This window comes from Mangrovibacillus sp. Mu-81, assembly GCF_036867415.1.
Taxonomy (GTDB): Bacteria; Bacillota; Bacilli; order Bacillales; family Bacillaceae_B; genus Rossellomorea.
In genome coordinates this window covers 522,185-537,184 of record NZ_JBAJHU010000002.1, presented here as the reverse complement: position 1 = coordinate 537,184, position 15,000 = coordinate 522,185, and the positions used below count along the sequence as shown (strand labels likewise).

The window sequence follows — 15,000 nt, the reverse complement described above, 5'->3', positions numbered from 1 at the left end:
AATGGTGAAAAAAATTGTCACAGTTATTGGAACTCGACCTCAGTTTGTTAAGGCAGCCGCAGTTTCAAGAGAATTAAGAAATCAATTTAATGAAATTCTAATAAATACAGGGCAGCACTATGACCACAATATGTCTTCGGTTTTCTTTGAAGAGCTGAAGATTCCACTTCCAGATTATAACCTGGAAGTTGGATCTGGAAGTCATGGTAAGCAGACCGGTGAAATGTTAGCCCTTATTGAAGAAGTGTTAATGAAAGAAAAACCGGATGGTGTTTTAGTGTATGGAGACACAAACTCCACGACGGCGGGTGCTTTAGCGGCCTCAAAACTTCATATACCTATTTTTCACGTCGAAGCAGGATTAAGAAGCTTTAATCGTTTAATGCCCGAAGAGATCAATAGAGTATTAACAGATCACTTATCTAGTTTGCTCTTCTCCCCGACTACCCTTTCTGTGGGAAATTTGCGTAAAGAAGGAATCACTCGTGGAGTGTACAATGTAGGGGATATTATGTATGATGCAGTTCTATTCAATGGAAAACTATCAAAAGATAGTTTTAACTTAGAAGAACATGGACTTAAGCCGAAAGAATTTATATTATCTACTATTCATAGGGCTGAGAACACTGACGACAATGAGAGGCTGGCTGCAATTTTTAAAGCGCTAATGTCTATTGAGCAAAAAGTTCTTCTGCCATTACACCCAAGAACTAAAAAGAAGTTGACAGACATCGGGCTGCTGAGGGAAGTTGAAGAAGCCCAAAACATTTTATTATTAGACCCATTGTCATATTTGGAGATGCTTTATCTTGAGAAAAATGCGAATTATATAGTAACTGATTCAGGTGGAGTTCAGAAAGAAGCTTACTTCATGCAAGTGCCTTGCATAACATTAAGAAATGAAACAGAATGGGTAGAGACTGTCGAAGCGGGATGGAATGTATTGGTTGATCCCATTAAGACGGATTTAAAGAAAGTGATTAAAACTTTCTCTCCTGAAAATTATATAGATAATTTGTATGGAGATGGCCAAGCAGGGAAGAAAATGGTTAGAACTATGGTTGATTATTTAAATGAAATTTAGCTTATGGCAAGTAAAGAGGTATTAATTTCTTTACTTGCCATTTTTTTGTCCGGAATTTGTAAAAATTTGTTATAATATAGAAGTCACGAGGAATATTGACATATAAGAAATCACAAAAATAGAAAGGAAAGATTTAAACTTAAATGAGAAAAGTCACAACAATGTTTATGGCATTATTGTTTATACTTCTTTATTCTACCAGTGCTTACTCGCAAGAAAACGTTAGTAGTAACAAAAACTATCGCTTAGTTACAGATTCAATCATAGAGAATCTAAACGGAGAAGAATTGGGTCAATTGTATACTGGTACTGTTGTAGAAGTGAAAAACATAAATGACCAAAGAGCAGAAATCCAATTTAATCATTCAACAGCTTTTATTTCTATTGAAAATCTAGAACGAGAAGAAAACAACGACATTCTTGGAACTTCGGAAGAAATAGGGGAATCAATTATCTTTCTGCCGAAAGATGGATCGTTGAATATTTATTCTGACAAGGAAACTTCTAAACTATCAGGGGTTATATACAAGAACGCATACTATCTAAAAAGTATAAATGAAACAACTTATTCCACAATTATCGGTAATAAGAGATTTTATTTAGAAAAAGATAGTATTAATAGGAATACTATTGATGAACAACAAGAAACGATCTCTAAAGAAACAGATGCTGCTGGGGATAACAATGATACCCCTGGAGAACAAACGACTTCCACTGATTTAGATGAACCTGCTAATAATACCAACCCTTTAGGTGACCATTCCCCTGAAGAATCAACAGGAAATAGTGAGATTTTAGTAGATAGCAACAGTGAAGAAGTGGATGAAACCGCTGGTGAAGGTGTAAAGAATGATACTATCCAAGAGGAAAATGTACCAGACACTGGCTCGGATGCAAGTCAGGATGCAGAGATCAGTAAAACTCAGAAAGCGTATGATTTCTCAAATAACTTATTTAAAGTATCGACAAGAACAGCTGTTTACATAAAAGTAGATGGGAAACTATTAAACAAAGGATCATTAGAAAAAGGAAAAATCTTTAAGAGATTATCTGATTATGGGGATTGGCACGAAGTAAGATTTGGAAGCACCACCGCTTATATTAATAAGAGTTATACTGTTCCTGCTACATTTGAAGAGGTAGAAAAGTCTAAGATTAATGATTCATATAATGGACAGAAAAGAACTTTTTCTACACCACAAAATATTAGAGTATATGGTGAGGCAAGCACCTCTTCTGAAGTATTAGGAAGAATTTTAGAAAACACAAAATATATGATAGACTCAGAAACTAATGGATGGCTATTAATAAATTTTGCAGGAAGAATGGGCTACGTTGAAAAGTCGGATGTAGAAGTGTCTTTTCCATCACATATTAACTTCTTCAAACCAACAACCAGGACAGCCATTTATATTAAAGAAAATGGAAAATTAGTTAGGGCAGGTGCTGTAGAAGAAGGAGAAGTATACCCTCGAATAAGTGACTATGGGGATTGGCATCAGATTAAGTTTGGCGGTATAACAGGCTTTGTAAAAGAAAAATATACCATACCTATACTTGATTCATCAGAGATAAATAATCTGAATAAAAATTACTCAGATTCAATTAATAGAGTAATTCCGAATAAAAACATAGCTGTTTACGATAATAGTAGTGGGAAATTAAAACAATATGCTTCGATATATGAAGGTATTGAGTATTCTATTATATCTGATATAGGTGATTGGTTTAGAATCGATTTATCAGGAAGAGTAGGGTACATAAGGGAATCTGACGTAAAACAAATATTGAATGAACAGACTAAATTTTTTAGTCCAGTTGAACGCACAGCTATTTATATAAAAGTAAATGGAAGCTTAGAAAGAGCTGGAGCTGTTGAGACGGGAGAAATCTACCCTAGAGTAGTTGATTACGGTGATTGGCATCAAGTGAGATTCGGTGATGATTTTGGTTATGTTAAAGAGAAATACACACAAGCTATTTTTAATGCAGGCTCAGTAAAAAATCTTAATAGCAACTTGAAAAATTCTGTGTTAAACGTTACTCCTGATAAAAATATTGCAGTGTATGATAATACCTCTGGTAAACTAATTCAATTTGGTAGTTTATACGCAGGAATTAAGTATCCGATTATTAGCGACATTGGAGCTTGGCTGAGAGTAGATGTATTAGGAAGAATAGGATATATAAGAGAATCAGATGTTAAGAAAGTATTCACAGATGATATTAAATATTTTCAACCAACAACCAGAACTGCACTGTATATCAAACAGGATGGCAAGTTAATAAGAGCTGGAGCGGTAGATGAAAATCAGGTTTATTCAAGAATTCAGGATTATGGTGATTGGCATCAAGTAGATTTCGGGAATACTGTTGCTTATATAAATGAAGATTTTACTGAACCTGCGTTATCCCCAGCTTATAAAAATAAAAGTCCTTATACGTCCAAAGGGATAATAAACGTAAAGGTTAATAAAAATATAGCCGTATATGATAACACTTCTGGAAAACTTGTCCAGTTTGGATCAATTTATAACGGGGAGAATTTCCCGATAGTAGGGGATATAGGTAGCTGGCTAAAAGTAGATTTCTTGGGCAGGATTGGTTATATAAAGGAAGAATACTCAGATAGAATAATCAAAGATTTGGTGAATCCAAACCAAGTATATACTTATAAAGAAATGCAGAAAGATATTAACAACCTTGTGCTGCAATATTCAGATATTTTACGAAAAGAAGTAATTGGGAATTCGGTTGATAAACGTAATATATATGCGTTGAAGCTAGGGACAGGCAAGACAGAAATAATGATAAATGGTTCTCATCACGCTAGAGAACATATAACAACCAACATATTGATGGAAATGATTGACCAATATGCAATGCATTATATGAAAGATCAAACGTTTGACGGGTATAATGTCAGAAATGTATTGAATTCAACATCACTGTGGTTTGTGCCTATGGTTAATCCTGATGGTGTTACATTAAATCAATTAGGGGCGGGCAGTGCAAAAAATCCAGAATATGTTCTAAAGCTTAATGGAGGGAGCAGAGATTTCTCTTCCTGGAAAGCGAATGTAAGAGGGGTAGACCTAAATCGTCAGTATCCTACAGGCTGGTCAATTAAAAGAGGGGCTACCAAACCTTCTCCTCAAGATTACAAGGGACCAAGCCCTTTAAGTGAACCGGAAAGTAAAGCTCTTTATAATTTCACAATGAAAAAAGACTTTAAAACAGCTGTCGCTTATCACTCGTCTGGAGCGATGATTTATTGGAGTTATAGGCTAAATGATCCTGAATTAATGGAAAAGAATAAATATATTGCGAATTTGTTAAGTAATGAAACGGGTTATAGATTACTTGCTCCGTCACCTGAACCAATTGGAGCGTATGATGACTGGTTCATCGATCAATTCAAAAGGCCGGCGTTTACACCTGAGGTATCCCCTTATGTAGGTCCAAGGCCAGTTCCATTAAGGAATTATCCAACTATATGGAGAGAAAATAAAGCTGTTGGATTACTGTTAGCTCAAGAGGCATATAAAAATCGAAATAAACGTTAGGGAGATAAGACTGCTATACTACTAAATAGCAGTCTTATTTTATTGGAAAAAATTTCATTGTTTCATTTTTACAGAAAACTGTTCATTATTGGGTGGGTAGATTGTATAATGATTTTGGAAGGGAGAGGAAAAAGTACAATATGTTTCTAAAAAAAATATTTCACCTAGTCATTTTCACACTATTCTTTGGTTTTATTTTCTTTAATTTCTCTAATAATGCCTTAGCCTTGAATTCTTCTCAAGAAATATGGGAGGCTAAAACAGTTCAAGAGACTACAATCAAGGATGCCGCGGGAAAACTTTTCGGTAATTTACATAGTGGAGTTACTTTACTGGTTTACGTACCGGAAGAAGATGAAGATAAAGTCTATATTTCTATAGGCAATGAACAATACCAGGTAGATAGAGAGGCCATTCAACTAATCAACGTGGTTGATAATGTGGAGAGTAGTTCGCTCATTTCAAGTAATTTAGTAGATTATCAAGTAAATGAAACTACTGCACTTTATGAAAATGGAATTGTAATAGGCTCAATTGAAAGTAATAGTTTATTAGCTTCTCATCGTTCAGAAGAGGACGGGGAGTTCATTAAATATTACATGGACATGAATGGTAAGGAAGTATATATTCAAGTGAAAAAGGTTAAGCCAACCAATAGCCCCAATCCGGACGAGCCTGTAGATGAATCGGAAGTGGGAGACGGTTCAGGGACAGAAAGTGTAGAAGAAGAAAAAATCCTTGAAGTGACTATCAAAGATGAATATTTTCTTACTACCAAGCAAACTCCAATTTACGCAACACCACAAAATAATGCAGAAGTTATTGCCTACTTATACAGAGATAATACGTATAAATTTCATGCTGTAAAAGATGATTGGTACGAAGTCATGATAGGTAATAAATTATATTATATTAATATGGCTGATGTATCTGGAAATGTACCAGAAGAGACAATAAAAGAATCGCCTATAGCTTTAACTGATAATATTGAGACGATAGTTTTAGAAAAAGGAACGATTATCCATGATAGAAATGAAGAAGTAATTGGTAGTATTGAAACTTCAGTTTCTATAGAAGCTTCGAAAGAAAACGATTTTTATATTTTAAACTTCTTGGGAGAAGAAGGGAAAGTAGCTGTTTCTAAAGAGACAGAAACCGAAATAGATACGACACAAAGTACAGATTTAACTTCAAAAGAAACAACAGTTTCAGATACGGTGGAATCTTCTATTACACCACAGACTTCCTTGAAGACAACTACAGCATCCACACAAACAGCTGATACTTCAAAACAAATTAGTATAAGTAATTCTGATTATTTTAAGGTAGCAAGCAGAACAGCTTTATACATTAAAGTTGATTCAAAGCTGGTAAAATCCGGAGCTGTTGATGCAGGACAGGAATTCAAACACTTATCTGACATGGGTGGGTGGTATAAGGTTGAATTTGGAAATTATATCGGATATATAAATAAACAATATACGATCCCCTCCGATGGAAGTACGATCCAGAACAAAAGTAATCCTAATTGGGAAAAGATTACTAAGTTCAAACCTAATACCAATATAGCAGTTTACGATAAATCATCTGGGAAATTAGAACAGTTTGGATCTATCTATGACAATATCAGCTTTCCAATGGTGTACGATATTGGAGATTGGTATAGAATTGATTTCCTCAACAGGATAGGTTATGTAAGAGAAAAAGATATTACTGCTGAATTTAATACCAATATCAATTATTTTGAACCTACAACTCGAACTGCTGTATATGTTAAGAGAAATGACAGGTTGGAAAGAGTTGGAGCGGTAGATAGTTCACAGGAATATCATAGAATTGGTGACACAGGCGGCTGGCATCAGATTAAATTTGGTAATGAAGTAGGGTATGTTCAAAAGAATTATACAAAGCCTGCTCCAGGGTATACCATTAAAAATGCAAACACTGGCTATACTAACTCAGGCAAGAACTTTACACCAACTGAAAATATAGCAGTCTATGATAATACATCTGGTAAATTAGTTCAGTTTGGCAGTATTTATAAGGGAAATGAATATCCAATGATAAGTGATATAGGTTCATGGTTCCGGGTTGATTTAGCTGGGAGAATTGGATATATATCAGATGCTTATGCAGCATTATTATTTGATAACGTAGATCACTTTAAAACTGTTGAGAAAAAGCCAGTATATTCGTCAGAAAGTGCAAAAGAAATCATTGGGTACCTTGACAAAGGCGAATCATTCCCTATGCTGAATACCAGTAATAAATATTTTCACAAAATAAACTTCAGCAACATAATTGCCTATGTCAGCACTCCTCAGACAGAACCAATTCAAAACCCTAAAATAGGTAATGCTTTAGAAGGAGTCATTGATTATACAGGTATAGTCAAACCTACAGTTAACATTGCTGTATATGATGTTTCCTCAGGAACATCCGTTTCCTTTGCTACCTTACTGAAAGGGAAAGAGTATAAAGTGATTGGTGATATCGGCGATTGGATTAAAGTAGACATAGGAAGCAGAGAAGGCTTCATAAAAAACCAATATGTTGAAAAGATACCAACAAAAAGATATGTGTATAATAATAATAATTACAATTACACTCTTGATGAAATGCTGGACATTCAAATGAATACTTCTCCACAAACGGATAATGATTACCCTGCGTATGTGCGTTGGGATGCATTGCAATTAGACAATCCCAACAATCCTACGTATGGCATAGTCAAAGAAAGCGGCTGGAGAGTAAGAGGCGGTCCAAGTACAACGTGCGGAGATGATTGCTGGATAATTGGAGAATTAGAAAAAGGTCAAAAGGTCTATATTCTAGATAAGGTAATTAATAACAAAAACGAAGTTTGGTATGAAATTACTTATAATAAATATTGGGTAAACGCCAGTCCAACTGATACCCTGTATTATTTAGATCCAAATAACTTTGATAAGACTAGTTCTGCCTATTATCAATTCCTCGACTTATCTAAAGGCGCAGATGTGGAAGCGCAAGAAATAAATTCTAAAATACTTTATAACAAAGGTATTCTAAAAAACACAGGTAAGAGTTTTATTGATGCAGGAGAAATCTTCGGTGTAAATGAACTGTACTTAATTTCTCACGCTTTACTGGAAACTGGAAACGGCACATCTGATTTGGCAAAAGGTGTACTAGTTACTGAAGTAAACGGAGAAAAAGTAGAACCTAAAGTAGTGTATAACATGTATGGAATAGGGGCATTCGATAATTGTGCGTTAAGATGCGGTGCAGAAACTGCATATAAAGAAGGGTGGTTCTCGGTTGAATCCGCGATTATAGGTGGCGCAAAATTCATTTCGGAAAGTTATATCAACCCGGATGAAGATGTGCGAAGCTACCAGCAAAATACACTATATAAAATGAGATGGAATCCTGACGTGCCAGGTACTCATCAATACGCGACAGATATTGGATGGGCTTATAAGCAAACCTTCAGTATTAGTAAGTTGTACGGCTTATTGGAATCCTATACATTAAGATTTGAGATTCCATTGTATAAAACACTATAAAAACTTTTCGGCTAATATCGTAAGATTATCTTATGGTATTAGCTTTTTTAATATTCTTCGGAAAATTCTAAAAATGTAATAAAAAACCAGTTTCAATAGTTCTTTTTGAGTTAATAGTAATCAATAATAAGTTATTTTAACTACAACATGAATTGACGGATTGTGATATAATACAAATTGGAATTTTAAAGTGTTTTATCAAGGAGGATTATAAATGAATTATAAAACAAGAATGGTTTCCTTGTTTTTCATTGATTCAATAATAGTATTGTTTTCGATATATATGTCCCACTTTTTTTTAAACCCTTTTTCAGCATATATTGTAGATGATATGATTATTATCACCTCAATTACCTTACTAGTTACTCATCATCTATTTTCTTACGTGTTCGGATTGTATAGAAAAGTTTGGAGATATGCAAGTATGGATGAGCTTGTAGGACTCTTTATGGTCGTTACCTCTTCCATAGTTGTAACAGCAATAGTGCAAAAATTCGCCTTTGATAATATTTATTTTCGAGGGCTATCATTAACGTATATGCTCCACATTTTATTGTTAGGCGGGGTTCGTTTCTGGGTTCGCTTCACTCAATCGGTAGCATTTACAATTAAATCAAAAGAAAAAAAGCCGGTTAAACTAAAGAGGACACTAATAATTGGTGCAGGCTCTACTGGAAGAATGCTGCTAGGTCAATTAAGGGATCACCCAAGTACAGATTTGCAGCCTGTGGCATTTCTCGATGACAATACAAAGGTCCAACATTTAAAAATAGGGAACTTACCGGTAGCCGGTTCTGTAGAGGACTTGAAGGTAGTCGCTAAAAATTATAATATTGACCATATTGTTATTGCTATACCTTCCTTGACTAAAGCAAGATTGAACAGCATTATCACTGAAGCTAAGAAGGTTTGCAATGATGTGCAGATTCTTCCAATGATTGGGGATCTTGCAGCCGGAAAAGTCTCAATAAATGAAATCAGAGATGTTTCAATTGAAGATTTACTTGGTAGAGAACCTGTAGAGTTAGATGTAGAAGGAATTGTAGACAAAGTTGATAATAAAGTTGTTCTCATTACCGGAGCTGGCGGTTCGATCGGATCAGAATTATGCAGACAAATATGTAAGTTTAATCCTAGAACGGTAATTCTTTTAGGACATGGGGAAAACAGTATTTATACAATTGAAATGGAATTAAGGTCAAAATATCAAGATAGTATCGAACTACTGACAGAAATTGCAGACATCCAAGACCGTGAGAAGATGTATGAAATCATGCAGAAGTACAAGCCGTCCATCGTTTATCATGCTGCTGCACATAAGCATGTTCCATTAATGGAAAGAAACCCGGAAGAAGCTGTTAAGAATAATATTTACGGTACTAAAAATGTAGCTGAAGCTTCAGACGCTGCTGGTGTAGGCACATTTGTAATGGTGTCTACTGATAAAGCGGTTAACCCGACAAGCGTAATGGGTGCTTCAAAAAGAGTAGCCGAAATTATTATTCAAGACTTGGCTAAATTTAGTACCACAAGATTTGTGGCGGTTCGTTTTGGTAATGTATTGGGAAGTAGAGGTAGTGTGGTACCCCTGTTTAAAAAACAAATCGCGAATGGCGGCCCACTTACTATAACTCACCCTGATATGACTAGATACTTTATGACGATTCCAGAAGCATCAAGACTGGTTATCCAAGCAAGTGCCCTGGCGAGAGGTGGCGAAATATTTGTGCTGGATATGGGTGAACCAGTAAAAATAGTTGATCTTGCTACAAATTTAATCAGATTATCTGGATTTACTAAAGATGAAATTAAGATAAATTTCACAGGAATGAGACCAGGGGAAAAATTATATGAAGAAATCTTAAATCATGATGAAATACATCCTAAACAAGTATTTGAAAAGATATACATTGGAAAGTCAACTAATATAAATGCGCAAGAAATTTTACTCCTTATCAGTGACTTATTAGAAGACAAACCGAAACTAAGAGAAGTTCTTTTAGATATTGCAAATAATAAGTATTCAGAATTGGATGAAGTAAATAACGGTTTATTGCTAAATCCAATTAAACAATTATAAAGGGAAAGGTAGTCGTTATATGCAAACTTTAAATAAAGGCAATAATGTAGTCATTGGTGATAATGTTAAATTAGGGGAAAATGTCACTATAGGAAACAATGTTGTTATATATAATGGAGTAGAAGTTGGGGATTACTGTATCATTCAGGATAATGTAGTCATTGGGAAACAACCGACAAGGGCGAAAGCTTCAATACTACCTGACTCGAAAGAATTACCACCCACGATAATTGGAAAAGGGGTTACTATAGGAACTTCTTCAATAGTGTATGCGAATGCAGTTATTAGTGATGAAGTTTTTATTGCTGACTTAGCAACTGTTAGAGAAAGGGTTACAATTGGAGCCCGTACGATTGTTGGAAGAGGGGCAGCTGTTGAGAACGACTGTACCGTAGGCTCTAACTGTAAGTTGGAAACAAACTGTTACATTACAGCGTACTCAGAAATAGGAAATTATGTTTTCATCGCCCCGTGTGTAGTCACAACCAATGATAATTTTATGGCTAGAAGTAAAGAAAGGTATGACAAATTTAAAGGTGTGACAATAAAAGACGGCGGAAGAATTGGAGCAAATTCCACAATCTTACCAGGCAAAGTAATAGAAGAGGATGGGGCTGTGGCTGCAGGAAGTACAGTAACTAAGGATGTCAATAAGGAAGAAATAGTTGTTGGCTCTCCTGCAAGAAGACTACGTGAAGTACCAAGTGATCAACTTCTAAGAAATCAATGATGAAGAGGTTTTTGTATTGAAAATTTGGATCTATAATCATTATGCAGTTGGCCCTAATTCTTCCGGCATTACAAGACACTTTGATTTAGGAAAAGAATTAGTGAAATTAGGCCATGAAGTGACAATATTTGCTGCTTCATTCAATCATCAAAAACGAGTAGAAGAAAAGCAGTATTCTACAGGAGAACAATTCCAGGTGCAATCATATGAAGGGGTTGAATTTGTTTGGATTAAAACCCCTTCTTATCATAAAAACGATCACAAGCGTGTATTAAATATACTTGCTTATTCGAAAAGAGTTAATAAAATTGCTTTAAGTTTTAAAGAAAAACCGGATGTAGTTATTGGGTCTTTAATGCATCCGCTTGCTGCTCTTTCGGCATATCGTTTAGCCCAAAAAACCGAAGCGCTGTTTTATTTTGAAGAAAGAGACTTATGGCCGCAATCATTAATTGATTTAGGGAAAGTTTCACCAAATAATCCTATTGTAAAGGTATTATCTAAATTAGAATTATTCCTTTATAGAAAAGCTGACAAAATTCTAGTTTTATTTGATAAAGCTCCACAATATGTTAAATCTAGAGGTGTAAATGAGAATAAAGTGTTATATTTACCGAATGGTGTAGATATGAATAGATACAGTGAAAAAGGAATGGGGAAACTTCCTTTGGATCTTCAAACCAAACTTGATGAATTAGCAGAAAACAAATTTATCGTCATGTATACTGGCGCTCACAGCTTGGCTAACAATCTTGATGCGCTATTGAACATTGCCAAACAAGTTCAGACTAATACAGATAAAATACAATTTGTATTAGTCGGTGACGGCCCGGATAAACAAAAGTTGATTAAAAGAGCTAATAATGAAAATGTAGGGAATATTCACTTTATGGATGCCGTTCAAAAAGAATTGATACCTGATATACTAAAGTATGCAGATGTCGGCATTATCTCAATGAAAAATGCAGAAGTATACAAGTGGGGGATTAGTCTAAATAAAATGTATGATTACATGGCCGCAAAACTTCCAATAGTAATGCTGTCAGATTTAAAAGATACAATTATTAGTAAACAGGATATTGGATATGTATCTGAAAATGAGAATGACATTGTTTCTAAACTTTTGTGGCTATATAAAAATCCTGAAAAAGCAGTACAAATAGGAGAAAAAGCCAATGTGGTAGTCGATCAAACCCACTCTTGGTCAACACTGGCAATTAAGCTGAACAAAGAGTTAGAAAAAGACCAAGATAATAATTGAATTTGTTAGATAAAGTGGTGAGCAAATGTTAGATACTAGTGCATTAATGGAAATAATCCTTAACAACAAACCAGAATATTTATTGGTTGGATCAACTGCGAGAAAGTCAAAAAAATTCAGCATTCTGCCCAATAGAACAATAAATAATATGGTTGCTTCAAGTATACTTATTACGGATCAATATACCTGTAATCATATTCTTGGATTGGTAGATGGAAAAGTTCCGGTTATACTTGCAGACATTGAAGGGAAGCAAGATGTGAATATCTTCGCTTCGGCAAAGAAAGTCATCCGACATTCAAGGATAATTCCCTATAAACCTAACGATATGACATTAGAAGCCGCAGATGTGTTATTAAATAAACATTTTAATTATGACCTAATTAATAAAAACATTCTCATATTTGGAACGGGAAATCTTGCCGGAAAGCTGGCATTAAGGCTATCAGAGAGGAACGCTAGTGTAACTATTTCCGGAAGGAACCAGCAAAAGGCATCACAGTTAGCGAATCTAATTAATATTCTTTTACCTAAATTTTCTCATAATACAGTAAAAGCATTTACTCATAATAAATCTGATGAAAATCAATTTGATGCATTAGTATCGTTTGTAAGTGCTGAACGTGTCTTAAACAGTAATTATTTCAAGTACCTGACTCCAGATGCTTTGGTGGTAGACGGTGGAATTAATAATCTCTCTGAAGAATTGATCGAACTAAAAAATCATAAAGATTTATCAATCATACGTCTGGATACTCGAATAGGGTTACCTTTTGTAGAATCATTTCTTAATGCCTTTGACAATGATTTCTTCCAGAATGTTGTTGGCGAAAAGAAAATAGACGGGGTAAATTGTGTAGCTGGAGGAATAATCGGCAGTCACGGAGATATAATACTTGATAACATTAGCTCACCTACCCAAGTAATAGGGGTAGCAAATGGACTGGGAGGTTTAAAAGATGAAGGAGAATACAACTCAGCAGATAAAAGGCAATTATCTATCCTCCAACAACGAATTTTATCTGATAATTAAGCGAATAATGGATATTATTCTTAGTCTGATTGGGATTATTATTTTTTCACCCGTATTTTTATACGTGTCCATTAGGATACTTCTAGAAGATGGAAAACCAATATTTTTTAAACAAAAAAGATCTGGTGTAAATGGAGAAACATTTTATATATACAAATTCAGATCAATGAAAGTGACAAATAATCACTCTCCTGGCAAGTCTCCTTATGACTGGGAAAACGGAGTTCCGGATGATTTTGTATTTAAATCTACAAAAGAGTTTCATCCATCTGTTACAAATATAGGTAGAATTATTCGTAAATACAGCCTTGATGAACTTCCCCAATTTTTTAACGTATTAAAAGGGGAGATGAGTATGGTTGGCCCCCGTCCTGAAATAGTTGAAATTACTGCCTGCTATAGTGAGCATCAATTCCAGCGCCTATTTGCTAAACCTGGTATTACAGGGTGGGCTCAAGTAAATGGCAGAAGTGAGATTCCACATGGTGAAAAAATTGAATACGACCTATACTATGTTAAAAATAATAGCTTTTTATTAGACCTTAGGATACTGTTTAAAACGATTGTTAATACTGTGTTAGCGAAAGATTCAATATAATATAATAAAAGCCCTGCGCAATGCGCAGGGCTTTTAACTAATTTGTTTCGTTTTTAGAATAATCTAGGTGGCTTTGTAATTCTGAGGTTATTTCATTTAATGATTCCTCAGATGGTTTAAAGTAATATACATTATCATAATATTGATCTTCTCCTGTAAATTCAATTTGTTGAATCGAAGAAGTAGAAAAACCACTGAATTTTTGCAGAAGGCCCAACCCTTCTTTTACCTTCATGTTTGTTTGGATATTATCCCCAACAACATTTGCAATATCATCTACTTTTAAAAATGTATTAGGTGATAATACTTTATCAAGTAATCCTGTAACGATTTGGCGTTGACGCTCATTTCTACCGAAATCACCACGGGGATCTTGTTTACGCATTCTTGCATAAACAAGGGCTTCTTCCCCATTAAGTTTTTGCATACCTTCATAGAAATGGAATTCTTCTCTCTTATTGTTTATATCTGAGAAATCAAAAGGCACATTCACATCTACTCCGCCTACTTCATCAATAATCTCTTTAAATCCATCAAAATTCACTGTGACATAATAGTCTATAGGAAGATCTAGATAATCTTCAACAGTTTCAATGACTAATTCTTTTCCTCCATAAGCATATGAATGATTAATTTTATCTTCACCATATTCAGGTATGCTAACCAATGTATCCCTAGGAATACTGACTAATTTCATTGACTGGTCTTTCGGATCTAGTGTGGCAACCATAAGCGTATCAGATCTACCCTTATCATTTTTGTCAGAATAATCTTCTACTCCTAGGATTAAAATTGAAAAAGGGTCGTTTGTAATTTCTACTTTTTCATCCCTGAGCTTGGATTTATCCCCTCTGGAAATTTCCTGATAGGTACTATCTAAAGCAGAAATTGATTTATAAGCCATTACACTGAAAGCAGAAATGGTTAATATTAAAAAAAACATTATTACCGTAAAAAATACTCTCCGCCTTCTTTTTTTTCGGAGTGTTCGTTTATACCGAAGCTTTGAATTGTTATACTCTTCCATTAAAATCATCCTTTAAAGTTTATCCATTAAAATATTATAAGCGAATATCACAATTAATTAAATAAAAGCTTTA

General features: G+C 34.6%; 9 protein-coding genes. 8 read left to right on the top strand and 1 reads right to left on the bottom strand.

Annotation, left to right across the window (positions count from 1 at the left end; genetic code table 11):
* Nucleotide 1 precedes the first annotated feature (1 nt).
* From wecB to V6B33_RS06160, 8 genes are all read left to right on the top strand, one after another.
* Nucleotides 2–1,084: a non-hydrolyzing UDP-N-acetylglucosamine 2-epimerase gene (wecB, locus tag V6B33_RS06195; protein ID WP_334216870.1), complete on the top strand. Its 1,083-nt coding sequence runs from the start codon at nucleotides 2–4 to the stop codon at nucleotides 1,082–1,084.
* 143 nt (nucleotides 1,085–1,227) lie between these two features.
* Nucleotides 1,228–4,650 carry a M14 family zinc carboxypeptidase gene (locus tag V6B33_RS06190; RefSeq protein WP_334216869.1) on the top strand — a complete coding sequence of 1,141 codons (3,423 nt, stop codon included), beginning with the start codon at nucleotides 1,228–1,230 and terminating at the stop codon, nucleotides 4,648–4,650.
* A gap of 101 nt (nucleotides 4,651–4,751) precedes the next feature.
* Entirely contained in the window at nucleotides 4,752–8,198 is a 3,447-nt protein-coding gene (locus tag V6B33_RS06185; RefSeq protein ID WP_334216868.1) for an N-acetylglucosaminidase, read from the top strand.
* A 214-nt stretch (nucleotides 8,199–8,412) separates the two neighbouring features.
* Entirely contained in the window at nucleotides 8,413–10,278 is a 1,866-nt protein-coding gene (locus V6B33_RS06180) for a polysaccharide biosynthesis protein (protein WP_334216867.1), read from the top strand.
* 19 nt (nucleotides 10,279–10,297) lie between these two features.
* Nucleotides 10,298–11,008 (top strand): acyltransferase, encoded by a 711-nt coding sequence (locus V6B33_RS06175; protein ID WP_334216866.1) that lies wholly within the window; start codon nucleotides 10,298–10,300, stop codon nucleotides 11,006–11,008.
* Between the two features lie 16 nt (nucleotides 11,009–11,024).
* Nucleotides 11,025–12,269, top strand: coding sequence for a glycosyltransferase family 4 protein (locus V6B33_RS06170; protein ID WP_334216865.1), 1,245 nt, complete (start codon nucleotides 11,025–11,027; stop codon nucleotides 12,267–12,269).
* A 25-nt stretch (nucleotides 12,270–12,294) separates the two neighbouring features.
* Complete coding sequence (locus tag V6B33_RS06165) at nucleotides 12,295–13,302, top strand: NAD(P)-binding domain-containing protein (RefSeq protein ID WP_334216864.1); 1,008 nt, start codon at nucleotides 12,295–12,297, stop codon at nucleotides 13,300–13,302.
* Nucleotides 13,229–13,900, top strand: coding sequence for a sugar transferase (locus tag V6B33_RS06160; RefSeq protein ID WP_334216863.1), 672 nt, complete (start codon nucleotides 13,229–13,231; stop codon nucleotides 13,898–13,900). Before V6B33_RS06165 ends, V6B33_RS06160 begins: the two co-directional genes overlap by 74 nt.
* Nucleotides 13,901–13,937: 37 nt before the next feature.
* On the opposite strand, the gene V6B33_RS06155 is transcribed toward V6B33_RS06160, so the two are convergent.
* On the bottom strand, nucleotides 13,938–14,927 hold the full coding sequence (locus V6B33_RS06155; protein ID WP_334216862.1) for an LCP family protein: 990 nt from the start codon (nucleotides 14,925–14,927) through the stop codon (nucleotides 13,938–13,940).
* Nucleotides 14,928–15,000: the final 73 nt, after the last annotated feature.